We start from the raw sequence: 22,707 nt of genomic DNA on the forward strand, positions 1-22,707 counted from the left end.
GGCTTACGACCCGACAGCGGCTCGCGCAACCTCCTCGATACCGGCGGCGTCGAGCTTGTAGTGCCGATACAGGTGGGTCGGCGGTCCGATCAGCGCGTATTCGTCCTTCACACCGTGTCGGATGACACGAGTGCCGTACCCGTGCTCGGCGACGACCTCCGCGACCGCTCCCCCGAGACCGCCGATGACATTGTGTTCCTCCACGGTCAGAACGATGCGGGACCGCTGTGCGGCGCGGGCGACGGCGTCGGCGTCGAGGGGCTTGACGGTGTGCATGTCGACGACTCCCGTGGAGATCCCGCCTGCGTTCAGAGCCTGCGCCGCCTCGAGCGCGGGATGCACCATCGATCCCGTGGCGATGATCGTCAGGTCGGTGCCGGCACCGTGTTCGATGGCGGTGCCGATGGTGAAGGGGTGAGCGCCGTCGGCGTATACGTCCGGGTCCTGACCACGGCCGATACGGAAGTAGATCGGTGCGGGATGGTCGACGGCGGCGCGGAGCGCGGCTCCGAGCTGAGCGGTGTCGGCGGGTGCGATGACCGTGAGCCCAGGGATGCTGCGGGTGATGGCGAGGTCCTCGGTGGCGTGGTGCGAGGTGCCGTAGAACCCGAGCGTGATGCCGGCGTGATGGCCGATGAGCCGGACGGGCTGCTTGGTGTAGGCGATGTCGGTGCGGATCTGCTCGCAGGCCAGGTAGGCCATGAACGACGCGAAGGTCGCAACGTACGGCTGGAGCCCCGTAGTGGCGAGTCCTGCTGCGGTGGAGACCATGTGCTGTTCGGAGATGCCGAACTGGACGTATCGGTCGGGGTGCCGCTCCTGGAACGCGACCAGTCCGTTCGAATACTTGAGATCGGCGGTACCGGCGACGATGGGATGGCCCTCGTCCACCAGATCGGCCAAGGTGTCGGCGAGTATGTGGAAGCCGGGCGCCCGCTCGATCAGGGTAAGCAGGTGCCAGGACTCGGCCTGCAGGCCGGGTGCGACGCTCATCGGTTGTTCCTCAGTTCTTCGATCGCGTTGATTTCGTCTTGTTCTGCCAGCCAGCCGAGATGCCAGCCGAATTCGGACTCCATGTAGGAGATGCCCTTGCCCTTGACGGTGTTCGCGATGATCACCGCCGGACGTGTTCGTTCGGGGTCTTCGACGATCGCGCGGAAGGTCGCGAGCAGTGCGCGGACGTCGTGTCCGTCGACCTCGTACGCGTCCCATCCGAAGGCGCGCCATTTGTCGCCGAGCGGCTCGATGTTGGTCACGGTGTCGATGCGGCCGTCGAGAGAGTGGTCGTTGCGGTCGACGATCGCGATCAGGTTCGCAACGTCGTGGTGGGCCGCACCGAGCGCGGCTTCCCAGATTTGTCCTTCGTGCAGTTCGCCGTCTCCTAGAAGGACGAAGACGTTGGAGGGGCGGCCCTGCAGGCGGGTGCCGAGAGCGATACCGGTGCCGGTCGACAGGGCATGCCCGAGCGATCCGCTGCTGAAATCGATGCCGGGGATGCGGGTCATGTCGGGGTGGTCGCCGAACGCGTTGCCGAGGCGGGTGTACTCGTCGAGTTCGGCGGGGTCGAAGAATCCCCAATCCGCCAGGAGCGGATAGAGCGTGGCCGCGGCGTGGCCCTTGCCGAACAGGAAACGGTCTCGGTCGGGCCAATCGGGCTCGCCTTTCCGAAGCCGCATGACGCCGTAGTACAAGGTCGCGAGGATCTCGGCGCACGAGAAGCCGGAGGCGTAGTGACCGGTCTTGGCGATGGAGATGAGGCGGACGGTTTCGAGGCGGGCGAACAGCGCGCGTTCGGAGATCAGGTCGACGAGTTCGTCGTCGTGGTCGGTGACCGGTGGAGTTGGTGTCAGCATGGACAAAAAGTATCAACTGCCGGACGCCTTGTCCATAGAGCAGTAAAACTATTTGATGGACTGATTGTCCGCTGAGCGATAATCTGGACGTATGGCAAATGACGGAAGTTTGATGTTGGTACGCAAGGTCGCGGAGTTGCTCGACTTCCTGGCCAAGGGGGAGGCAACTGCCACCGAGATCGCGGAAGCGATAAATGAGCCGCGCAGCTCGATGTATCGCCTCCTGGCGAGCCTGCAAGAGGAGGACCTCGTGGAGGCGGGATCGCGGCGCGGCAAGTTCCGCCTCGGGTTCAAGCTGGTGTCACTCGGTTCGGCGGTGGTCGAACGGTTCGACGAGCGCCGGTTCGCACAGCCGGTCATGGAACGACTGCACGCCCTCACCGGCGAGACCGTGTTCCTCTGCGTCCCCCGCGGTGACCAGGCGGTGTGCATCGAACGCCTCGACGGCAAACGAGTGCAGTCGCTGGCCCTGCGGCTGGGCGGGTCACTGCCGATGCATACCGGTGCCGCCTCTCGCGCCATCCTGGCCTTCCGGGACGAAAGCGAGTGGGAGGCCTACATCGCCCGAAACACCCCGTTGACACGACTGACGCCCTCCACCCCCGCCGAGCCGTCCGAACTGCGGGCACTTCTGCGGCGCACCCGCGACGAGGGGATCGCGATCAGCGACCAGGACGTGACGGTCGGCGTGGCCGCGATCGGCGTCCCGATCATCGACTACCAGGGCCGCGTCCGGGCTGCGCTGTCGATCAGCGGCGTCCGCGAATCCATCCTCGGGGCCGACAGCGACCGATGGAAGGCGGAGGTGATCAGCGGCGGACAGGAGATTTCTCGTGCCCTCGGCGTCGATCTCGCCGGCCAGAAGGTCGCGAACTTCGGATAGCACCTCCTCTCGCGCGTCCTTCTCGCTTAGTTTGTCTCGCCTACTAGACACATCGTCCGTGAAGTGAGACAGTGGTGAGCACCACAGTCAGTGGTGCGACTCACCAGCAGGAAGGCAAGGACATGAGCGGCGAGCTTCACGACCGCGTGGTCGTGATCACCGGTGCAGGGGGCGGCATCGGCGGGGCCTGTGTTCGACACATGCTCGCAGCGGGGGCCAAGGTGGTCGGCGCCGATCTCGACGTCACCACCTCGGACCTGCCCCACGATTCCGAGCACCTACGCCTGACGAAGGTCGACCTCCTCGATCCGTCCGGCGCCCAGACGATGATCGACTTCGCACTCGACCAGTTCGGTCGCGTCGACGTCCTGGTCAACAACGCCGGCGTAGCGCCGGTACGCGACAGCTTCCTGACGACGTCCGACGACGACTGGGCACTCACGCTGGACCTCAATCTGATGGGCTACGTCCGGGCGTCCCGTGCGGCGATCACAGCGATGCGCAGGCACGGCGACGGCGACGGCGCCCTCGTCCACATCGCATCGGAAGCGGCCCGGATGCCCAATCCCCGACTGCCCGACTACAGCGTCTCCAAAGCTGCAATTCTGATGCTCTCGAAAGTCCTCGCCGCGGAGTTCACCTCCGACGGCATCCGATCGAACGTCGTGTCGCCGGCGTTCATCCGATCTCCGATCTACGACCGGCCCGGCGGTATCGCCGATTCACTGGCGGCTGAATTCGGCGTCGACAACGAGACTGCGCTCGCCAAATACGTTGAACTGAACAAGATCCCGGTTGGCCGGCTGGGAACCGTGGACGAGGTGGCGGGAATCGTCGTCTATCTCGCGTCCACCCGCGCAAGTTTCGTGTCGGGGGCGAATTTCTGCATCGACGGCGGCGTCACGCCCGTCGTCTGACCGATCCAGACCAGCAAGAAGGAACAGCCAGATGTCAGTTCTCGATAGAACCTGTCCAGGTGCGAAAACGCCGTCGAAGATCGCCGCTGCACTGGGTACCGCGCTGATAGCGGCCGGCACCATGACAGCGTGCACGTCCGGCACGGGCGCCGGAGACGACGGCACCACCACGATCGGCGTCACCCTCAACGCAGCGTCGAACCCCTTCTTCCTCGCGGAAGGCCAGGCGATCGAAACCGCCGCCGCCGAGAAGCGCGTGGAAGTGTCCGTCCAGTACGCCAATGCCGACGTCGCCGTGCAAAGCGACCAGATCGATACGTTCATCCGGCAGAAGGTGGACTCGATCATCGTCGATGCCGTCGATTCCGACGGCATCGGTCCCGCCTTGCTCCGGGCGACACAGGCGAACATCCCCGTCGTCGCCGTCGATGTCACCGCGATCGGTGCCGACGCGACCGTGACCAGCGACAACGTCCAGGCAGGCCGCGAAGCGTGCACATATCTCGTCGAACAACTCGGCGGATCCGGCAAGGTAGCCATCGTCGACGGGGCCGCCGTATCCGCGATCTCGGACCGCATGCAGGGTTGCCGGGAAGCGTTGGACGCACACCCGGGTATCGAGGTCGTGGCCACTCAGCGCGCAGATCTCACCCGGGACAAGGCCATGAACGTCGCGAGCACCATCCTCACCGCGAACCCCGACGTGGACGGCTTCTTCGGCGTCAATGATCCCACCGCGATCGGAATCTCCCTCGCTGCACAGCAAAAGGGCGTCGACGTGAAGGTCGTCGGAGTGGACGGCGCGAAACAACTGACCGACCTCCTCGGCAAGAGTTCCATCATCGCCACGTCGGGGCAGGACCCTGCCCAGCTCGGCCGCTCGGGCCTCGACATCGCCGTTCGTCTCGCCGGCGGCGAAAAGGTCGACAGCGCACCGACATTGATTCCTACCGTCCTCGTCACCGCGGACACCATCACTGCCTACAAGACCTGGGGATGAACCATGGGTACGCTCACGAAGGCCCCCGCCGCGCGTCTCGAAGGCATCACGAAGTCCTTCAACGGCAACTCGGTGCTGCGCGGGGTGTCATTGTCCTTGCATCCCGGAGCGGTCTCCGTCCTCGCCGGTGAGAACGGTGCGGGCAAATCGACCCTGATCAAGGTGCTGACCGGCATCTACCAACCGGACTCGGGAACGATCCACGTCGCCGGCTCGCCGGCGCACTTCACCGGCCCGGGCGACGCACGCGCACACGGACTCACGGTCATCCATCAAGAGCTCAGCCTTGTTCCCGAACTCACCGTCGCGGAGAACATGGTGCTCGGCCGGGAGCCACGGCGACGTCTGGGCCGACTGGACCGCGGTGCCGCCCGCCGACTCGCCGTCGCGGCCCTGGCACGGGTGGGGTCGACTATCCGACCCGAAACCTCTGTGTCCGAACTCAGTACGGGTCAGCAACAGTTGGTCGAAATCGCCCGCGCCCTGTCCGAGGAGCCCCGGATCCTCGTTCTGGACGAGCCGACTGCCGCACTGTCGCAGGACGAGGCCGACAACCTGCTCCGCCTGGTCGCCGAACTCAAGGCGCACGGCCTGGCCATGCTGTACATCAGTCACCGGATGGCGGAGATCGACCGCATTGCCGATCACGTCACCGTCCTCCGCGACGGCGTCGTCGCCGACTCGATGGCCCGAGCGGACATGACCACGGACCGGATCGTGACATCGATGGTGGGCAGACCTGTCGAGATGATGTACCAGCACCGGAGAGCCACGGCACGCACCGACGTCCGACTCCAGGTCAGCGACCTCTCCTCCGACAGAGTGCAACCCTGCTCCCTGGAGGTCCGCGCAGGTGAGGTCGTCGGGTTGGCGGGCATCGTCGGCGCCGGCCGAAGCGAACTGTGCCGTCTGGTGGCCGGCTTCGACAAAGCCGCGGCCGGGCGGGTCGTGGTCGACGAACGACACGTCGACCTCGGCACCCCCCGCTCGACCGCGGCAGCCGGTATCGTGATGCTCCCGGAGAGCCGCAAGGAACAAGGCCTGTTCCTCGACATGTCGATCGCCGACAACGTCTGCCTCGGTACTGGGTTCGGCCGCCACCGCTTCGGCCGGACCTCGCCGGCAGCATTGACACGCGCGGCCACTCGATACACCGAGCAGATGCGCGTCAAAACCACCGGCGTCGACCAGCGCGTCGGGGATCTCTCCGGCGGCAATCAGCAGAAGGTCCTCCTCGCGCGCTGTCTCGCCAAGCAACCGTCGGTACTCATCCTCGACGAACCCACGCGCGGCGTCGACATCGGAGCCAAGGCCGACATCTACGCACTCATCAACGAGGTCGCTTCGAAAGGCGTTGCAATATTGTTGATCTCCTCCGAGCTTCCGGAGGTCATCGGCCTCTCCGACCGCATCCTCGTCATGCGCGAAGGCGAGATCGTCGCCGAGGTCACCGGCGACTCCATGACCGAGCAAGACATCATCCGGCACGCCACCGGAAGCGCGACTGCCCCTCCATCGCTCACCGAGGTAATCTCATGACCACCCGACTTCCCTCCCCCGCCCTGCCTGCGGCGCCGCACCGGCCCCCGCGTTCGAACGGTATCCGCCACCACGTCGCCGCACTCGCCGACCGGCTCGGTGTGGCGCTCGCACTCATCGTGCTGATCGCCGTGTTCTCCACAGTCGCACCGTATTTCCTGTCGGTCGACAACCTCTTCGACGTCGCCCGGCAGATCTCCGTGACCGCGATACTCGGTGCGGGACTGACCTTCGTCATCATGACCGGAGGCATCGACCTGTCCGTCGGTTCGGCGGTGGGCGTGACCGCGTTCGTCGCCGTCGCCCTCTCCATCAACGGCGCTCCCGCCCCGGTCGCCCTGCTCGGTGCGCTGGCCGCCGGCCTGATCATCGGATTGATCAACGGTGCGCTGGTGGCCGGGCTCGGGTTGGCGTCGTTCATCGTCACCCTCGCCGCGTTGACATACCTGCGTGGGGTCACCTACGTCGGTACCGACGGCAAGACGCTGTTCTCGACGGACCTCGGCTACGCCGTCCTCGGCCACGGCTCCCTACTCGGTGTACCGATTCCGGTGCTCGTGATGGCCGCGGTCTTCGCGGGCGGATGGTATCTGCTCAATCGCACCGTCTTCGGGCGCTGGGTTCGCGCAGTCGGCGGCAACGCCGAAGCCGCCCGACTGGCCGGCATCCCTGTCCGGCGAGTGCTCACCACCGTGTACGTGATCTCCGGCATCTGCGCCGCCGTGGGCGGAATCATCGCGTCGGCCCGTCTGCAGAGCGCGGTGCCGGACCTCGGTGCCGGATACGAATTGTCCGCGATCGCTGCCGTGGTCCTCGGCGGGACGTCACTGATGGGCGGGCGAGGCTCGTTGATCGGCACCCTGGTGGGTGCGGCGATCATCGGGGTTCTCGTCAACGGTATGACGCTGCTCGACGTCTCGACGTTCTACCAGCAGATCATCCAGGGCGCGGTCATCGTGCTCGCGGTGGCGCTGGACCGGCTGCGCATCAAGTCCTCGGGGACGCAGCATGCGTGACACACGATCAAAGGAAACCATGACGTACGAAACCATGAAACCCGATGCCGCACTGGCGAAGGTGCCCACCGACCTGTTCATCGGAGGCAGGTGGGTATCACCCGGAACGGGGCAGACCCTCGCGGTGGAGAACCCCGCCACCGGCGATGTGATCGCCGAGATCGCCGACGGCGGGCTCGCCGACATGGCCGCCGCTCTCGATGCCGCCGCGGCCGCCCAACGAGACTGGGCGCGCACCGCTCCCCGGACGCGCTCGGACATCCTGCGCCGCGCCTACACACTCATGCTCGAGCGATCCGACTATCTCGCCACCCTGACGACGCTCGAGATGGGCAAGCCCTACGCCCAGGCGCAGGCCGAGGTGACGTACGCAGCCGAATACCTCCGCTGGTACTCCGAGGAAGCCGTGCGCATCGGCGGCCGCTACACGGTCACCGAATCGGGGGTCGGCCGGATCGTCACGATGGCCAAGCCAGTCGGCCCGTGCCTGTTCGTCACCCCGTGGAACTTTCCCCTGGCGATGGGCACCCGCAAGATCGGCCCCGCGCTGGCGGCGGGCTGCACCTGCATCGTCAAACCCGCGAAGCAGACTCCGCTGAGCATGCTGGCGACCGCGTCGATCCTGGAGGAGGCCGGGGTTCCCGCCGGAGTGGTCAACATCGTGCCCAGCAGTGACTCGACCCGAGTCGTGGCCGCGGCCATGAATGATCCACGGCTGCGGAAGATCTCGTTCACCGGCTCGACCGAGGTAGGACAGTCACTGGTCCGGCAATCGGCCGACCAGTTGCTGCGCGTGTCGCTCGAACTCGGCGGCAACGCCCCCTTCATAGTCTTCGACGACGCCGACGTCGGCTCGGCAGTGGACGCCGCGGTACAGGCGAAACTGCGCAACAACGGGGAAGCCTGCACCAGCGCCAACCGCCTGTACGTCCATTCCTCGATCGCCGGCGACTTTGCTGCCGAACTAGCCGAGCGCTTCTCCGCGCTGACCATCGGCCCGGGCATGGACCCCGGCACCGACATCGGCCCACTCATCGACGACAAGCAACGACGCCAGGTGCAGAGGCTGGTCGACGACGCCGTCGCCAAGGGCGCACGCGTCGTGACGGGTGGGAACCCCCTCGACCGTCCGGGCTGTTTCTTCGCGCCCACCGTCCTCACCGAAGTTCCCGGTGACGCGCTCCTGATGCAGGAAGAGATCTTCGGCCCCGTCGCGCCGATCATCTCCTTCGACGACGAACCCGCGGTCCTCGAATCCGCGAACTCGAGTCGGTACGGGCTCGCTGCCTACGTGTTCACCCGCGACCTGGACCGCGCGATCCGCGTCGCCGAACAACTCGACAGCGGAATGGTCGCGATCAACCAGGGAACGGTGTCGAACCCGGCAGCACCGTTCGGCGGTGTCAAACATTCCGGCTACGGGCGGGAAGGCGGCCCGGAAGGCCTCGCCGAATACCTCGAGACGAAGTACGTCGCGCTGGGCGCGGGCACCGCACCCACGAGTACCGGAGGCATGGCATGAGCGACGGGAAGACTCTGGTCGTCGGCGCCCACGGAGTGATCGGCAGCGCAGTGGTACGCACGCTGACCGACGAGGGCAGGGACGTCGTCACGGTGGCACGCCGCGGCCCGGTCCAGCTGCCGGGCGGGACGACGGTCGCCGACCACATCCAGGTCGATCTCCTCGACGGCGCGGCCACCTCGGCTGCGTTCGCCGGCCGTTCCGACATCGACACGATCGTCTACGCCGCGTACGCCGAACGTGAGTCGATGGCGGCCACCGTCGCACCGAACGTCGCAATGCTGCGGCACGTGCTCGAGGCGGTCGGAGGGTCATCCTCCACCCTTCGGCATGTCGTTCTGATCGGCGGTGGAAAGTCCTACGGCGAACACCACGGCTTCTACAAGACACCCGCCAAGGAGACCGACCCCCGCCACCTCGGTCCCATCTTCTACAACGACCAGGAGGACCTGCTCTTCGCCGACGCCCAGCAGCACGGGTACACCTGGACCGTCCTACGACCGGATGCAGTGCTGGGTGTGAGCATCGGATCACCGATGAACATGCTGACCGGTGTCGGCGTCTACGCAACCCTGTGCCGGCATCAAGATCTGCCGCTGCGCTTCCCCGGAACCCCGAAGGCCTGGACGGCGCTGCACCAGGCGACGGACAGTGCCGTCGTGGGCGCCGCGGTGCACTGGGCGCTCGACGCCGAAACGGCACGCGGCGAGACGTTCAACGTCACCAACGGTGACAACTTCCGCTGGCAGCATCTGTGGTCGGACATCGCAGGCTTCTTCGGCATGGACGTCGCACCGATGCAGCCGATGACGCTCGGCGAGCAGATGGCGGACAAATCCGCACTCTGGGACGACGTCGTCGCCCGGCACCAGTTACGTCCGCTACCGCTGTCCGCGGTGGCAGCCTGGCCGTTCGTCGACGGATGGTTCGCCATGGAGTCCGACATGGTGCAGAGCACGATCAAGATCCGCCGGGCCGGCTTCACCGCGTGCATCGACACCCACGAGAGCTTCGTCGCCAACCTCGAGCAGCTCCGGGCGCTTCGCCTGATTCCGTAATCCCTTTACACTTTTCGACAGGACTACATCATGACCACCACTTTCAGTGACACCGATCTTCGAACCGACGCCCAGGCGTGGCTCGACGGATTCTCCCGGTTTCTCGCCGCCGAACTTGCACCCACCGCTGTGTTCGCCCCGCAGGCCTACTGGCGCGACGTGCTCGCGTTCACCGGGGATCTGCGCACGTTCAGCGACGAGATTCCTGCGGAGTTGCTCCGCCGCCAGGAGCTCACGAAGGCGACGAACATCCGGATCGCCGAAGACCGGACACCTCCCCGTCTCGTGGAGCGGGCGGGTATCCCCTGCCTGGAGGTCATCTTCGAGTTCGACACCCTCGCCGGGTCCGCCGTCGGGGTCGCGCGGCTGGTCGACGTGCCGGAACGCGGCCTGCTCGTGCGCTCCCTGTTCACAACCCTCGACCAGCTCGCCGACCACCCCGAACGCACCGGCGAGCACCGGCCCGTCGGGCAGGCGGACTCGTCCAAGTTCGGTGGCCCCAACTGGCTGGACCGCCGTGTCGCCGCGCAAGCCTACGAGAACCGTGACCCGGACGTGCTGATCGTCGGCGGTGGCCAGTCGGGACTGACCCTCGCGGCCCGGCTCGGGCAGCTTGACGTCGACGCCCTCGTCGTGGACACACATGCGCGTCCCGGCGACAACTGGCGCACCCGATACCACGCCCTGACTCTGCACAACGCGGTGTGGCTCAACGACCTTCCGTACATGCCGTTCCCCGCAACCTGGCCGCAGTTCGTTCCCAAGGACAAGCTCGCCGGATGGTTCGAGGCGTACGTCGAGGCCATGGAAATCAACTTCTGGGGTACCACCGCCTTCATCGGCGGAGACTACGACGAACAGTCGCAGTCCTGGGTCGCGCGGGTTCGCCGCGGCGACGGAACCGTTCGGACCCTGCGCCCCAAGCACGTCGTGATCGCGACGGGCGTCAGCGGCATCCCGTACGTCCCGGAGCTCCCCGGACTTTCGCAGTTCGCCGGTCGCACACTGCACTCGAGCGAATACGACGACGCGAACGACTTCGCGGGTCAGCGTGTCGTCATCATCGGAACCGGGAACAGCGCCCACGATGTCGCCCAGGACCTGCATGCTCACGGTATCGACGTGACGATGGTGCAGCGCAGTTCGACCACCATCGTGAGCGTCGATCCCTCGGCCGCGGCGGCGGATGCGTCGTACCTCACCGCACCGACGCTCGAGGACTGCGACCTCCTCTCGATGGCGACGGTCTATCCCGACCTCTACACCGGCAGCCAGATGATCACCGCGACGATGAAGGAACTCGACAAGGACCTCGTCGCCGCCCTCAATCGCATCGGCTTCCGAACCGACTACGGCGAAGAGGACACCGGCCAGCAGATGAAGTTCATGCGCCGGGGCGGGGGTTACTACCTCAACGTCGGCTGTTCGGATCTGCTGATTTCCGGGCAGGTCGGGCTGGTCCAGTACGCCGACACGGCCGGGTTCGTCGCCGAGGGTTTGAGTTTGACCAACGGTGACGTCGTCGAGGCCGACGCCGTCATCCTGGCGACCGGATACCAGACCCAGCAAGAGGGTGTACGCGCCCTGCTCGGCGACGAGATCGCCGACGCGGTCGGCCCCATCTGGGGATACGACGACGAGGGCGAGGTCCGCAACACGTGGCGGCGGACCGCACAACCCGGACTGTGGTTCTCCTCCGGCAACTTCCAGCTCTGCCGGATCTACTCCAAGGTCCTGGCCATGCAGATCCGCACCGAACTCGACAACGGCTGAATCCGACCGGCCCGGGTGTAACACCGGTGCGCCGGATGACGGGGAGGGACCGATGCGCTCGCTCGGGCTCAGCGGACCCTCCCCGTCCGCGCCGACGCCCCCGAAGCGTCGGGTTCGCGGATATCCCCGCGGCCGCTCCCTCCGGACCCCTACCCTGGACACGCCGAAATGCACTCCCCTGGATGCCTGCGCGCAGTGTGCAGGACCAGCGCGCCGAGAGGTCGTCACGATGCTCCTCAAATCGAGTGTGGTCGTCTTGTCCTGTGCCGTAGCCGCGGTGCTGTCCGCTTCCCCCGCCCAGGCCACGCCGTCCTCGGGGGTGACCGCGCAGGTTTTGTTCGAGACGACGGTTCCGGCGGTCGCCGGAAGCTCGGCGGGCACCGATCTCACGCTGCGGCGCATCGAGATCGCCCCCGGCGGAACGACGGGATGGCACTACCACGACGGTCCGGTGTATGCGTTCGTCGAATCCGGTGTGCTGTCCCGCACTCTGCAGGACTGCACGAAAGCGGTGACGACAGCCGGTCAGGCGATCACCGAGGACCACGGCAGCGATCACGTCCACGAGGGCTCGAATCTGGGAACCGAACCGCTGGTGTTGCTCGCGTTCTACACGGAACCGGAGGGCAAGCCCCTGTCCGAGGACGCGCCGGCGCCGGCCTGCTGACGGGTCACCGCGCCCGCCTCCTCATCGGGTGACCGAGTCGATCCACTCGACTGCTCCCGCAACGTCGTCCACTGTTACCGTCTCCGACGGCGACGGTGGGCGGCTGATCATCAGTACCGGAACGCCCAGCGCACGGGCGGCGTCGAGTTTCGCGTCGGTCTGACCGCCGCCGCTGTTCTTGGTGACCAGGACGGCGATGCGGTGCTCCCGCATCAGCGCGATCTCGTCGGTCACCGCGAACGGCCCACGGGCGAGGAGCAGCGTCGACCGCGGCGGCGTCGCCACGTCGGGCGGATCGATCGCGCGGATGAGAAACCACAGTGCGTGCAGGCCGGCGAACGCGTCGACACCCTGCCTGCCGATGGTGAGGAAGACTCTCGTTCCCAGGTCGGGCAGCAGTGCAGCCGCGTCGGCGAGGTCGGCGGCGCGGTGCCAGCGTTCGCCGGGACGCGGCGACCATTCGGGGCGCCTCAGGACGACGTGCGGTATCCCGCGACGGTGCGCGGCGTCGGCGGCGTTGCTCGTGATCTGCGCCGCGAACGGGTGCGTGGCGTCCACGATCGCGTCGACGGGATGCGCGCGCAGCCACTCGTCGAGCCCGTCCGCTCCACCGAATCCGCCGATCCGCACGTCACCGACGGGCAGGCGCGGATCGCGGACCCGGCCGGCGAGGGAGGACACGGTGTCGACACCCGGAACGTCCGCGAGTGCGGCGGCGAGCGCTCGGGCCTCCCCGGTGCCGCCGAGGATCAGGATCCGTGCCACGCTCAGTGGGTGGTGCGCTCGCGGGTGGCGGAATACAGGTAACTGTCCGGAAATCCCTCGGCAGCAAGCACTTTCCCGACGATCACCACGGCGGTCTTCGTGACGCCCGCCGCCTTCACCTGATCGGCGATCGTCGCCAGGGTGCCGCGGAGCACGATCTCGTCGGGACGCGAGGCGAACGCGACAACGGCGGCGGGACAGTCGCGGCCGTAGTTCTCGGTGAGCTCTTCGACGATCTGATCGATCCGGTGCGCACCCAGGTGCACCACCATCGTGGCACCACTGCGGCCGAGGGAACGCAGGTCCTCGCCCTCCGGCATCGCGGTGGACAGCGTGGACACCCGGGTCAGCACGATCGACTGCGAGACACCGGGAACGGTCAGCTCCCGCCCCAGCGACGCCGCCGCGGCGGTGAACGCGGGCACCCCGGGCACCACGGTGTACGCGATGCCGGCGGCTTCGAGCCGGCGCACCTGCTCGGCGACCGCACTGAAGATCGACGGGTCACCCGAATGCAGGCGCGCGACGTCCTGACCGGCCGCGTCCGCCTCGATCAGCAGGGCGACGATCTCGTCGAGGCTCAGCCGCGCCGTGTCGATCACCCGCGCACCCTCGGGGCATTCCGCCAGGAGTTCCTGCGGGACGAGACTGCCCGCATACAGGCAGACGGGGCTCGCCGCGATGATCCGCTGCGCGCGGACCGTGACCAGGTCGGCCGCGCCGGGACCTGCCCCGATGAAGTACACCGTCATGCCGCATCACCTTTCGACTGCTTCGTCACCGACCACTGCGCCACCGGCAGTTGCGGCCGCCACGCGGTGAACCCGCCGAGTGGCTCACCGCGATACACCTGGAACTTGCGGAGCTGCCCGCCGCAATTCGAGAACCACTGCAGCAGAAGCGCTTCCGATTCCGCCGTCACCGCGTTGACCACCATCCGGCCGCCGACCCGGAGCCGCGACCAGCACTCGTCGAGCAGGCCGTCCTGCGTGACGCCACCGCCGACGAAGATCGCGTCCGGTGTGGACAGTTCGGGTGGTACGTCCTCGAACGCTGCGGGCGCGTCGCCGAACACGGCGAGGGACGGCACCCCGAGCGCGGCCGCGTTCGACTCGATCTGGTCGACGCGTGCCGCGCTGCGCTCGAAAGTCACGGCCCGACAGAGGGGGTGGGTACGCATCCATTCGATCGCGACCGTGCCGGACCCGCCTCCCACGTCCCACAGCAACTCCCCCGCCGCCGGGGCGAGGGCGCACAGCGTCAGGGCACGGATCTCGTGTTTGGTCATCTGCCCGTCGCCCGTGAACGCGATGTCGGGCAGTCCGGGCATCCGGGTCAACCGGAGGGTGCCGGAGTCGGCCCGGCAGTCGATCGCGATCACGTTCAGCCGGGCCCCCGGTTCGTGCGACCATGCCGACGCCGTTCCGTCGAGCCTCGACTCGTCGGGCCCGCCCAGTTCGCCGAGCACACTGAGCCGCGACGGCCCGAACCCGTGTTCCGTCAGGAGTTCGGCCACGGCGGCGGGGGTGTGTTCGTCGCGGCTCAGCACGAGCAGTCGCGTGTGATCGCCGAGTGCAGGCAGGAGCAAGTCCACGTGCCGGTTCACCAGACTGACCACGGGCGTCTCGTGCGCCGCCCAGCCCAGCCGGGCGCACGCCAGGGTGGCCGAGGACGGGTGCGAGATCACCCGCACCCGATCCGCGCCGAGCAGGTCGACGAGGGTGACGCCGATGCCGTGGAACATCGGGTCTCCGCTGGCCAGGACGCACACCCGCCGGTCGTGGTGTTGTTCGAACAGGCCCGGCAGCGCGGGAACGAGCGGCGACGGCCAGGCCACTCGCAGTGCCGGCGACTCCGGGAGCAGGCCGAGCTGACGCCCCGAGCCCATCACCACGTCGGCGTGCTCGACCGCGCGTCGCGCGGACGGCGACAGACCGTCCCACCCGTCGGCCCCGATCCCGACGACGACGATCGGGTCGGTCATCGCGGCATCCGGCGCCAGATCGCCTGCGGCAGCAACCTCATGACGAAGAACACCGGGCGCAACCGTCCCGGCACCCACACCCGGCTCGCACCGCGGTGCAGCCCGCGCACGACCGCGTCCGCGACCTGCGCCGGTGTGCTCGACATCGGCGCCGGCGACATCCCCTCGGTCATCCGGCCGATCACGAAACCGGACCGGACGAGCAGGAGGGAGACACCGCTGCCGTGGAGGGCGTCACCGAGACCCGAGGCGAATCCGTCCAGGCCCGCTTTCGCCGACCCGTACACGTAGTTGGCGCGGCGCACGCGCACACCCGCGACGGACGAGAACACCACGATCCGCCCCGACCGCTGTTCCCGGAGCAGGGTGGCGAGATGCGTGAGCACAGCGACCTGCGCGACGTAGTCGGTGTGGACCACGGCGACGGCGTGCCGTGCGTCCCGCTCGGCGCGCGCCTGATCGCCGAGAATGCCGAACGCCAGCACCGCCACCGACAGCGGGCCGTGCGCGTCCACCACGGACCGCAGCAGCTTCTCGTGGCTGTCCACGTCGTCGGCATCGAATTCCACGCAGTCGACCACGGACGCGCCCGCGTTCAGGAGCGCCTGCCGTTCGGCGGCGAGTTCGGTGCTGCGGCGGGCCGCGAGGACGATCGTGCGGCCGGGCGCGAGCCGGGAGGCGATCTCGAGGCCGATCTCGCTGCGACCACCGAGGAGAAGTACCACCCCGTCGTCGCCGGGCTTGCCGCTGTTCTTCTTCGATCCCAGGCTCACCCGTCCAGTGTCCTGGATTACCGTCGGGGCATGGACCGCACCCCCTCCACCCCGATCCGCCTGACCGACGCGGCGCTCGCATTCCTCGGCGAATACCACCTCGGGACGCTCACCACGCTCCGCAAGAACGGCACCCCGCACGTCGTCGCCGTCGGCTTCACCTGGGATCAGGAGCACGGACTGGCGCGGGTCATCACCAACGGCTCCTCGCAGAAGGCCCTCAACGCCGAACGCGGAGGATACGGCGCGGTGAGCCAGGTGGACGGACCGCGCTGGATGACCCTCGAGGGCCCGGCCCGGGTCCTGACCGACCCCGAGTCCGTCGCCGACGCCGTCGCCCGCTACGCCGCCAGGTACCGCCAGCCCCGGGTGAACCCGACCCGGGTGGTCGTGGAGATCGCCGTCAGCCGCGTACTCGGCTCGGCTGCGCTGCGTCACCACTGAACCGCAGCTTCCACGGGACCAGCGCGGACTCGATCTGCACGGCGAGGCTCATCTTGGACACGCCGTCGGTGCGCTCCTCGAACCGGATCGGGACCTCGGCGATGGTCATGCCGCGCTGCACCGTGCGGTAGTTCATCTCCACCTGGAACGCGTACCCGTTGCTCTGCACACCCTCGACGTCGATGGCCCGCAGGGTGTCCGCGTGCCACGCCTTGAACCCGGCGGTGGCGTCCTTGACGCGCAGCCGCAGGATCGCGTTGACGTAGAAATTCGCCCACGCCGACAGCGCCTTGCGATGCCAGGGCCAGTCACTGGCGACCGCGCCGCCCGCCACGTAGCGGGAGCCGAGCACGACGGCGGCGTCCGTCGTCGCCAGCGTCTCCACCATCCGCGGAATGGCCTCGGTGGGGTGCGACAGGTCGGCGTCCATCTGGATCACGATGTCCGCGCCCTCGTCCAGTGCCCGGGTCATCCCCGCGACATAGGCCCGTCCGAGGCCGTCCTTCACGGTCCGGTGCAGGACCCCGACCGGGATCGGACCGCTCTGCGCGAGCGTGTCGGCGACCGCACCGGTGCCGTCCGGCGAGTTGTCGTCGACGACCAGCACATGCAGGTTCGGAATTTCCGACGCCGCGAGAAGCTCGACGATCTTGGGCAGGTTGTCGCGTTCGTTGTAGGTCGGTACGACGACGGTTACCTTCGGGGCGACGCTTTCCATGACACCTTCGCGTGATCTGTGATCCCGACTCTCCGCAGACGTGCAGCGGCGAGTGCGGTCGTGAACAAATGGAAGATGTTACTACCCGCGCCGCACCGCCCCCGCACGCTCCCGGTGCTCAGCCGGGGAGAACCGTCAGCCCGTGCGGCCGGGTGTTGACCGGCTCACAGCCGTCGGCGGTCACGATGACTATGTCCTCGATCCGTGCACCCCACTCCCCGCGGAAGTAGATGCCGGGCTCCACGCTGAACGCCATCCCCTCGGCCAGTTCGATCGCGTTACCCGACACGATGTACGGCTCCTCGTGCACCGACAACCCGATTCCGTGCCCGGTCCGGTGTACGAACACCTCGGCCAGCCCCTGCGCGGCCAGCAGGTCGCGGGCGGCCGCGTCGACCGCCTCCGCGGTGACGCCGGGACGCACCAGGTCGACGGCCGCCGCCTGCGCCTCCTCCAGTACCGCGAACTTGGCAGCCACACCCGGATCGGGCTCACCCATGCTGTACGTGCGGGTGGAGTCGGAGTTGTAGCCGGGTTCGACGGGTCCGCCGATGTCGATGACCACGACGTCACCCGATTCGACGACCCGCTCGGACACCTCGTGGTGCGGGTCGGCGCCGTGCGGCCCCGAGCCGACGATGACGAACGCCGCCTCGGTGTGCCCCTCCGCCAGGATCGCGGCGGTGATGTCGGCCGCCACCTCGGCCTCGGTGCGGCCGACCTTCAGGAACTCCCCCATGCGGGCGTGGACCCGGTCGATGGCCTGACCGGCGCGGCGCAACGCGTCGATCTCCGCGTCGTCCTTGACCATCCGCAGCTCCCGCAGCACCCCGGTGGCCAGGACCGGCAGCGCACCGAGCGCCTCCGACAACGGAATCAGGTGCAGCGCAGGCATGGCATCGGTGACGGCGGTCCGGGCAGGAGACGGCAGCAGTCCCGACACCAACGCGTACGGGTCGACCCCGTCGACCCAGTCGCGGATCGTCAGACCGAGTTCGGACGCGGCCGACTCGGTGAGCGACGCCAGTTCGAGCCGCGGCACGACCACGGAGGCGGTGTCGCCGTTCGCGGGGATCACCAGGCAGGTGAGCCGTTCGAACGACTCCGCGCGCGAACCCAGCAGATACCGCAGGTCGGGTCCGGGGGTGATGAGGAGGCCGTCGAGTCCGGCGTCGCGGGCCAGTGCGCCTGCGCGAGCGATCCGGTCGGCATAGATGGTGGTCGGGAAGCGTGAAGTCGATGCGCCGAGGGAACTCATGGCTTCAGGCTAAACCGGTTTGGCAGGATGAGGGTCATGACAGGGCCTCTGCTTCTCCTCGACGGTGCCAGCCTGTGGTTTCGCGCGTACTACGCGCTACCCGACTCGATCACCTCCCCCGACGGTCGATCCGTCAACGCGGTGCGCGGGTTCACCGACATGGTGGCCGCACTGATCACCAAGCACCAGCCGTCCCGGCTCGCGGTGTGCCTCGACCTCGACTGGCGGCCCGCGTTCCGCGTCGAGGCGGTGCCCACCTACAAGGCGCACCGGGTCGCCGAAGACACCGGCGGGGCGGAGGAAGAGGTTCCCGACACCCTGTCGCCGCAGGTCCCGATGATCCTGGATGTCCTGGCCGCCACCGGAATCGCGACCGCCGGTGCCGAAGGGCTCGAAGCCGACGACGTGCTCGGCACCCTGGCCGCCACCGAGACCCGCGACACCACCATCGTCGTCACCGGCGACCGCGACCTCCTGCAGGTCGTCACGGACGCCCCGGTCCCGGTGCGGGTGCTGTACGTGGTGCGCGGCCTCGCCAAGGCCGAACTGCTCGGGCCGGACGAGGTGGCAGCCAAGTACGGGGTGCCGGCCGACCGGGCCGGTGAGGCCTACGCCGAACTCGCCCTGCTGCGCGGCGACTCGTCCGACGGGTTACCGGGAGTGAAGGGGATCGGTGAGAAGACCGCGTCGAGCCTGATCATGCAATACGGATCGCTCGCCGCCCTGCGGGCCGCCGCAGTCGATCCCGAATCCGACATGGCGAAGGGTGCGCGCGCGAAATTCGCCGCCGCAGCGGACTATCTCGACGCGGCACTGCCGGTGGTGCGGGTGGTGCGGGACGCGGAGGTCGAACTGTCCCGCGAAGACACGCTGCCTGCCGAACCGGTCGACGCGGACCGGCTCGGCAGGCTGGCGGAGGAACTCGGAATCGAGAATTCCGTCGGCCGCCTCACGGCGGCGATGAAAAAGGTGGCCGCCGCACGGGTTCCGTGAGGGCCGTCTAGCTGGGGCGGCTCACTTCGTACGTGCCCTTGTCGTCGGTGAAGGTGAGAGTGACCTGCTTCTTCTCACCGTCCACGGTGAGACTGCACGTGAAGCTGTTGCCCTTCTTCACTTCCTGATCCGCGGGGCACGTGACACCGGACACGTTCTCGGCGCCGTACGAGTCGGTGACGATGCGCTCGACACCGTCCTCGGCCGCCTTCTGATCGAGTGTGTCCGTGCCGAACACCGTGAACGCGAGCACCAGGGCGATACCCACGATCACCAGCAGAGCCACCACACCGCCGATGATCAACGGCAGCTTCGACTTCCCCGACGAGGGCGGCTGCCCCCACTGCTGCTGGCCGGGGGTCGGGCCCCACTGCTGCGGCTGACCCGGTTGCTGACCCCACTGCGGCTGCCCGGGCTGCTGACCCCACTGTCCCGGACCGGGTTGCCCGAGCTGACCGGGTTGCGGCTGCTGACCCCATTGCGGTTGTCCGGGCTGCTGGGGGTGCTGACCCCACTGCGGCTGCCCGGGCTGCTGAGGCTGACCCGGTGTCGGCTGTCCCCACGGCTGAGCGGGCGGCTGCTGACCGTACTGCGGCGCCCCGTACTGGCCGCCGGTCTGGTCAGGGTTACCCTGGCCCGGTTGCTGTCCCTGGGCCCATTGCCCGTTCGGGTCGTTCGGTCCGTAAGGGCCGCTCATCGTCGCCTCCCGCTCACGTGTCAAGTTTTGTACTTACCGTAACGCCCCGCCATCGGATTCGGGCCTTCGGACGGCGTGCGAATCCAACCACACGGGGTCGGGTCACGCAGCATCCACGGCGACGACACCGCGGCGGATCGCCGCGACCGCACGACCTGCGGCCTTACCGACCTGCGGATCGGGGGACGTCGACCGGACCTGTTCGAGCAGGTCGATCACCTGCCTGCACCACCGCACGAAGTCGCCCGCCGACAGCGCACGCCCCTGATCTCCGGCCGCGATCAGCGCCTCGACGAGCGAATTGTCGCTCGCCCAGTGGAAGATCGCGGCAGCGAAGCCGAGGTCCGGCTCACGGGTGGGCGGCAATTTGTGCCGGATCTCGTCCGCCCGCAGCTCCCGCCACACCCGCACGGTCTCGTCGAGGGCGTGCCGCAGTGCTCCCGGACCGCCGCCTTCGACGGTGTCCCCTTCACGGCGCGATTCGAAGATCACGGCGGACACGACGGCGGCGAGTTCCGCGGGCCCGAGACCCTTCCACACACCCTGCCGGAGGCACTCGGCCACCAAGAGGTCGCTCTCGCAATAGATTCGACTCAGCCGTGTGCCGTGTTCGGTGGCGTCGGGGTGTTCGCCCGGCGAGATGTAGTCGCGTTCGGCGAGCAGCGACAGGATGCGATCGAACGTGCGCGCCAACGAGTTCGTCGTGGCAGCCACCTTCTGTCGCATCGTCTCCGTCTCGCGGGCCAGCCGGTTGTAGCGCTCACCGATCCGGCTCAGCTGTTCGCGGTCCGGCCAACTGTGGCACGGGTGCTGCCGGATGGCGCGCCGCAGCCGTGCGATCTCGGCGTCGTCGGTGGCAGCACCCGACTTCTTCCGCTTCCGGCGTCCGGGCGCGACGATTCCGGTGCTGCGCAACGCCGATGCCAGATCGCGTCGCACCCGGGCGGTGTGGTGATCGAAGCGCCGCGGCAACCGCATCGATCCCAAAGACCGTGCGGGCTCCGGGAAGTCGCCGGCCGACACCCGGCCCGCCCACTTCGCCTCGGTGAGGATCAGCGGTTTCGGATCCGTGGGGTCCCGGTCCGGTTCCAGCACCACGGCCAGACCCGAGTGCCGTCCCACCGGGATCGCGATCACGTCGCCGCGCCGCAGTGCGACAAGCGAGGCGACGGCGGCGTCCCGGCGTTCGGTTCGACCTGCCCGTTCGAGTGACCGTTCCCGGCTGCTCAGCTCCTCCCGCAGGCGCGCGTACTCGAAGTACTCGCCGTCCTCGCCGCCCAGCCGTTCTCGGAGCGTGGTGAGCGCGGCCTCGTTGCGTTCGATGCCGCGCGTCAGGCCGACCACCGACCGGTCGGCCTGGAACTGGGCGAACGACCGCTCGAGCAGGGCCCGTGATTCCGCCGCTCCCATGCGATCGACCAGGTTGATGGTCATGTTGTAGCCGGGACGGAACGAGCTGCGGAGCGGGAACGTGCGCGTGGAGGCGAGCCCGGCGACGTCCACGGGTTCCACCCCGGGCTGCCACAGGACCACCGCGTGACCCTCGATGTCGATGCCGCGACGTCCGGCCCGCCCGGTGAGCTGCGTGTACTCCCCCGGGGTGAGTTCGGCGTGGGCCTCGCCGTTGTACTTGACGAGGCGTTCGAGGACGACCGTGCGGGCGGGCATGTTGATGCCCAGCGCCAGCGTCTCGGTGGCGAACACGGCCCGGACCAGTCCTTTGACGAACAGCTCCTCGACCGTCTGCCGGAACGCGGGCAGCATCCCCGCGTGGTGCGCGGCGAGGCCCCGCTCGAGCGCCTTACGCCATTCCCAGTACCCGAGGACCTCCAGATCGGCCTTCGGCAGTTCGGCGGTGTGGGCGTCGATGATGGTCCGGATCTCGGCGACCTGCTCCGGCGTCGTCAGATCGAGGCGGGACCGCAGGCACTGTGCCAGCGCGGCGTCGCACCCGGCGCGACTGAAGATGAACGTGATCGCCGGGAGGAGTCCCTCGTCGTCGAGGCGGGAGATCACTTCCGGTCGGGGCAGCGGCCGGAAGTCGCTGGAGAACCCGCGGCCGCCGCCGCGGCGTCCCCTGCCCCGCGACTCCCACGAGTCGGCCCGCTCGAGGGCCTGCCGCTGTTTGACGTGACGGACCAGATCCTGGTCGACCACCAGATCCTGGAGGGCGTCCCCGCTCCGCGCCCTGGTGTCGAAGAGGTCGAACAGCCGCTTGCCGACCATGATGTGCTGCCACAGCGGGATCGGGCGGTTCTCGTCGACCACCACGGTGGTGTCGCCGCGCACCGTTTCCATCCACGCGCCGAACTCCTCGGCGTTGCTGACGGTAGCCGACAGGCTGACGAGGCGGACGTCCTCGGACAGGTGCAGGATCACCTCTTCCCACACGGCGCCACGGAACCGGTCCGCCAGGAAGTGCACCTCGTCCATGACGACGTGGGACAACCCGCGCAGCGCCGGGGAGTCGGCGTACAGCATGTTCCGCAGCACCTCGGTTGTCATGACGACCACCGGGGCGTCCGAGTTGATGCTCGAATCGCCGGTCAGCAGCCCGACGGTGTCCTTGCCGTACCGCCGCACCAGCTCCGCGTACTTCTGATTGCTCAGCGCCTTGATCGGTGTGGTGTAGAAGCACTTGCGACCGGACGTGAGCGCCAGGTGCACGGCGAATTCGCCGACCACGGTCTTTCCCGCGCCGGTCGGGGCGCAGACGAGGACGCCGTGGCCGCCCTCGAGCGCGCGGCAGGCGTTGATCTGGAAGGGGTCGAGCACGAAGCCGAGCTGCGCCGAGAACACGTCGAGTTCGGTGCCGCCGGTCGTGTCACCTGTTGTCACTGCCACCCC

General features: G+C 68.1%; 21 protein-coding genes. 11 read left to right on the forward strand and 10 right to left on the reverse strand.

What is annotated here, in order from left to right; genetic code table 11:
- Positions 1 to 3 precede the first annotated feature (3 nt).
- On the reverse strand, positions 4 to 993 hold the full coding sequence (locus PSR88_RS04150) for a transketolase family protein (RefSeq protein ID WP_016880739.1): 990 nt from the start codon (positions 991 to 993) through the stop codon (positions 4 to 6).
- On the reverse strand, positions 990 to 1,853 hold the full coding sequence (locus tag PSR88_RS04155; RefSeq protein ID WP_011594056.1) for a transketolase: 864 nt from the start codon (positions 1,851 to 1,853) through the stop codon (positions 990 to 992). The genes PSR88_RS04150 and PSR88_RS04155 overlap by 4 nt, the downstream gene beginning before the upstream one ends.
- A 112-nt stretch (positions 1,854 to 1,965) precedes the next feature.
- Here PSR88_RS04155 and PSR88_RS04160 point away from each other — a divergent pair, with 112 nt between their 5' ends.
- The 9 genes from PSR88_RS04160 to PSR88_RS04200 all read left to right on the forward strand — a co-directional run bounded on the left by PSR88_RS04160 (position 1,966) and on the right by PSR88_RS04200 (position 12,228).
- Positions 1,966 to 2,736, forward strand: a complete 771-nt coding sequence (locus tag PSR88_RS04160; RefSeq protein ID WP_016880740.1) for an IclR family transcriptional regulator — start codon at positions 1,966 to 1,968, stop codon at positions 2,734 to 2,736.
- A gap of 74 nt (positions 2,737 to 2,810) precedes the next feature.
- A complete protein-coding gene (locus PSR88_RS04165; RefSeq protein WP_237723872.1) occupies positions 2,811 to 3,653 on the forward strand; it encodes an SDR family NAD(P)-dependent oxidoreductase in 843 nt (280 codons plus the stop codon).
- Between the two features lie 31 nt (positions 3,654 to 3,684).
- Entirely contained in the window at positions 3,685 to 4,653 is a 969-nt protein-coding gene (locus tag PSR88_RS04170; protein WP_011594058.1) for a substrate-binding domain-containing protein, read from the forward strand.
- A 3-nt stretch (positions 4,654 to 4,656) separates the two neighbouring features.
- Positions 4,657 to 6,192 carry a sugar ABC transporter ATP-binding protein gene (locus PSR88_RS04175; RefSeq protein WP_011594059.1) on the forward strand — a complete coding sequence of 512 codons (1,536 nt, stop codon included), beginning with the start codon at positions 4,657 to 4,659 and terminating at the stop codon, positions 6,190 to 6,192.
- A complete protein-coding gene (locus PSR88_RS04180) occupies positions 6,189 to 7,208 on the forward strand; it encodes an ABC transporter permease subunit (RefSeq protein ID WP_011594060.1) in 1,020 nt (339 codons plus the stop codon). The genes PSR88_RS04175 and PSR88_RS04180 overlap by 4 nt, the downstream gene beginning before the upstream one ends.
- A 19-nt stretch (positions 7,209 to 7,227) precedes the next feature.
- The gene (locus PSR88_RS04185) at positions 7,228 to 8,730 is read left to right on the forward strand and encodes an NAD-dependent succinate-semialdehyde dehydrogenase (RefSeq protein WP_016880742.1); all 1,503 of its coding nucleotides are present in this window, start codon (positions 7,228 to 7,230) and stop codon (positions 8,728 to 8,730) included.
- Positions 8,727 to 9,788, forward strand: coding sequence for an SDR family oxidoreductase (locus PSR88_RS04190; protein WP_011594062.1), 1,062 nt, complete (start codon positions 8,727 to 8,729; stop codon positions 9,786 to 9,788). Before PSR88_RS04185 ends, PSR88_RS04190 begins: the two co-directional genes overlap by 4 nt.
- Positions 9,789 to 9,818: 30 nt before the next feature.
- On the forward strand, positions 9,819 to 11,561 hold the full coding sequence (locus tag PSR88_RS04195) for a flavin-containing monooxygenase (protein WP_016880743.1): 1,743 nt from the start codon (positions 9,819 to 9,821) through the stop codon (positions 11,559 to 11,561).
- Positions 11,562 to 11,790: 229 nt separating this feature from the next.
- Complete coding sequence (locus tag PSR88_RS04200) at positions 11,791 to 12,228, forward strand: cupin domain-containing protein (RefSeq protein WP_016880744.1); 438 nt, start codon at positions 11,791 to 11,793, stop codon at positions 12,226 to 12,228.
- 21 nt (positions 12,229 to 12,249) lie between these two features.
- Here PSR88_RS04200 and PSR88_RS04205 read toward each other — a convergent pair whose 3' ends face one another.
- The 4 genes from PSR88_RS04205 to PSR88_RS04220 are packed head-to-tail and all read right to left on the reverse strand — an operon-like array spanning position 12,250 to position 15,750.
- Positions 12,250 to 12,993, reverse strand: coding sequence for a cobalt-precorrin-6A reductase (locus PSR88_RS04205; RefSeq protein WP_011594065.1), 744 nt, complete (start codon positions 12,991 to 12,993; stop codon positions 12,250 to 12,252).
- A gap of 2 nt (positions 12,994 to 12,995) precedes the next feature.
- Positions 12,996 to 13,745 carry a precorrin-4 C(11)-methyltransferase gene (gene cobM / locus PSR88_RS04210; protein ID WP_009473503.1) on the reverse strand — a complete coding sequence of 250 codons (750 nt, stop codon included), beginning with the start codon at positions 13,743 to 13,745 and terminating at the stop codon, positions 12,996 to 12,998.
- Positions 13,742 to 14,977, reverse strand: a complete 1,236-nt coding sequence (locus tag PSR88_RS04215) for a bifunctional cobalt-precorrin-7 (C(5))-methyltransferase/cobalt-precorrin-6B (C(15))-methyltransferase (RefSeq protein WP_016880745.1) — start codon at positions 14,975 to 14,977, stop codon at positions 13,742 to 13,744. Before PSR88_RS04215 ends, cobM begins: the two co-directional genes overlap by 4 nt.
- Positions 14,974 to 15,750, reverse strand: a complete 777-nt coding sequence (locus PSR88_RS04220) for an SDR family NAD(P)-dependent oxidoreductase (protein ID WP_016880746.1) — start codon at positions 15,748 to 15,750, stop codon at positions 14,974 to 14,976. Before PSR88_RS04220 ends, PSR88_RS04215 begins: the two co-directional genes overlap by 4 nt.
- Before the next feature lie 30 nt (positions 15,751 to 15,780).
- Between PSR88_RS04220 and PSR88_RS04225 the strand changes: the two genes are divergently transcribed.
- Complete coding sequence (locus PSR88_RS04225; protein WP_009473506.1) at positions 15,781 to 16,194, forward strand: TIGR03618 family F420-dependent PPOX class oxidoreductase; 414 nt, start codon at positions 15,781 to 15,783, stop codon at positions 16,192 to 16,194.
- Here the strand turns inward: PSR88_RS04225 and PSR88_RS04230 are convergent.
- On the reverse strand, positions 16,154 to 16,912 hold the full coding sequence (locus tag PSR88_RS04230; protein ID WP_009473507.1) for a polyprenol monophosphomannose synthase: 759 nt from the start codon (positions 16,910 to 16,912) through the stop codon (positions 16,154 to 16,156). The two genes, PSR88_RS04225 and PSR88_RS04230, sit on opposite strands and share 41 nt — an antisense overlap.
- Before the next feature lie 118 nt (positions 16,913 to 17,030).
- Positions 17,031 to 18,170 (reverse strand): M24 family metallopeptidase, encoded by a 1,140-nt coding sequence (locus PSR88_RS04235; protein ID WP_016880747.1) that lies wholly within the window; start codon positions 18,168 to 18,170, stop codon positions 17,031 to 17,033.
- A gap of 36 nt (positions 18,171 to 18,206) precedes the next feature.
- On the opposite strand from PSR88_RS04235, the gene PSR88_RS04240 reads away from it, so the two are divergent.
- Positions 18,207 to 19,163, forward strand: coding sequence for a 5'-3' exonuclease (locus PSR88_RS04240; RefSeq protein ID WP_009473509.1), 957 nt, complete (start codon positions 18,207 to 18,209; stop codon positions 19,161 to 19,163).
- A gap of 7 nt (positions 19,164 to 19,170) precedes the next feature.
- Here the strand turns inward: PSR88_RS04240 and PSR88_RS04245 are convergent, their stop codons facing one another.
- Entirely contained in the window at positions 19,171 to 19,860 is a 690-nt protein-coding gene (locus PSR88_RS04245) for a DUF4333 domain-containing protein (protein WP_009473510.1), read from the reverse strand.
- Positions 19,861 to 19,962: 102 nt separating this feature from the next.
- Positions 19,963 to 22,698: a DEAD/DEAH box helicase gene (locus PSR88_RS04250; protein ID WP_009473511.1), complete on the reverse strand. Its 2,736-nt coding sequence runs from the start codon at positions 22,696 to 22,698 to the stop codon at positions 19,963 to 19,965.
- Positions 22,699 to 22,707 lie beyond the last annotated feature (9 nt).

This window comes from Rhodococcus sp. DK176, assembly GCF_038447315.2.
Lineage (GTDB): Bacteria > Actinomycetota > Actinomycetes > Mycobacteriales > Mycobacteriaceae > Rhodococcus_F > Rhodococcus_F jostii_A.

Excerpts from the sequence above, each read along its gene's own strand:
- PSR88_RS04150 (WP_016880739.1), bottom strand. The coding sequence starts at position 993 with ATGAGCGTCGCACCCGGCCTGCAGGCCGAGTCCTGGCACCTGCTTACC.
- PSR88_RS04155 (WP_011594056.1), bottom strand. The coding sequence starts at position 1,853 with ATGCTGACACCAACTCCACCGGTCACCGACCACGACGACGAACTCGTC.
- PSR88_RS04160 (WP_016880740.1), top strand. The coding sequence starts at position 1,966 with ATGTTGGTACGCAAGGTCGCGGAGTTGCTCGACTTCCTGGCCAAGGGG.
- PSR88_RS04170 (WP_011594058.1), top strand. The coding sequence starts at position 3,685 with ATGTCAGTTCTCGATAGAACCTGTCCAGGTGCGAAAACGCCGTCGAAG.
- PSR88_RS04175 (WP_011594059.1), top strand. The coding sequence starts at position 4,657 with ATGGGTACGCTCACGAAGGCCCCCGCCGCGCGTCTCGAAGGCATCACG.
- PSR88_RS04180 (WP_011594060.1), top strand. The coding sequence starts at position 6,189 with ATGACCACCCGACTTCCCTCCCCCGCCCTGCCTGCGGCGCCGCACCGG.
- PSR88_RS04185 (WP_016880742.1), top strand. The coding sequence starts at position 7,228 with ATGACGTACGAAACCATGAAACCCGATGCCGCACTGGCGAAGGTGCCC.
- PSR88_RS04190 (WP_011594062.1), top strand. The coding sequence starts at position 8,727 with ATGAGCGACGGGAAGACTCTGGTCGTCGGCGCCCACGGAGTGATCGGC.
- PSR88_RS04195 (WP_016880743.1), top strand. The coding sequence starts at position 9,819 with ATGACCACCACTTTCAGTGACACCGATCTTCGAACCGACGCCCAGGCG.
- PSR88_RS04200 (WP_016880744.1), top strand. The coding sequence starts at position 11,791 with ATGCTCCTCAAATCGAGTGTGGTCGTCTTGTCCTGTGCCGTAGCCGCG.
- cobM (WP_009473503.1), bottom strand. The coding sequence starts at position 13,745 with ATGACGGTGTACTTCATCGGGGCAGGTCCCGGCGCGGCCGACCTGGTC.
- PSR88_RS04215 (WP_016880745.1), bottom strand. The coding sequence starts at position 14,977 with ATGACCGACCCGATCGTCGTCGTCGGGATCGGGGCCGACGGGTGGGAC.
- PSR88_RS04225 (WP_009473506.1), top strand. The coding sequence starts at position 15,781 with ATGGACCGCACCCCCTCCACCCCGATCCGCCTGACCGACGCGGCGCTC.
- PSR88_RS04230 (WP_009473507.1), bottom strand. The coding sequence starts at position 16,912 with ATGGAAAGCGTCGCCCCGAAGGTAACCGTCGTCGTACCGACCTACAAC.
- PSR88_RS04235 (WP_016880747.1), bottom strand. The coding sequence starts at position 18,170 with ATGAGTTCCCTCGGCGCATCGACTTCACGCTTCCCGACCACCATCTAT.
- PSR88_RS04240 (WP_009473509.1), top strand. The coding sequence starts at position 18,207 with ATGACAGGGCCTCTGCTTCTCCTCGACGGTGCCAGCCTGTGGTTTCGC.
- PSR88_RS04245 (WP_009473510.1), bottom strand. The coding sequence starts at position 19,860 with ATGAGCGGCCCTTACGGACCGAACGACCCGAACGGGCAATGGGCCCAG.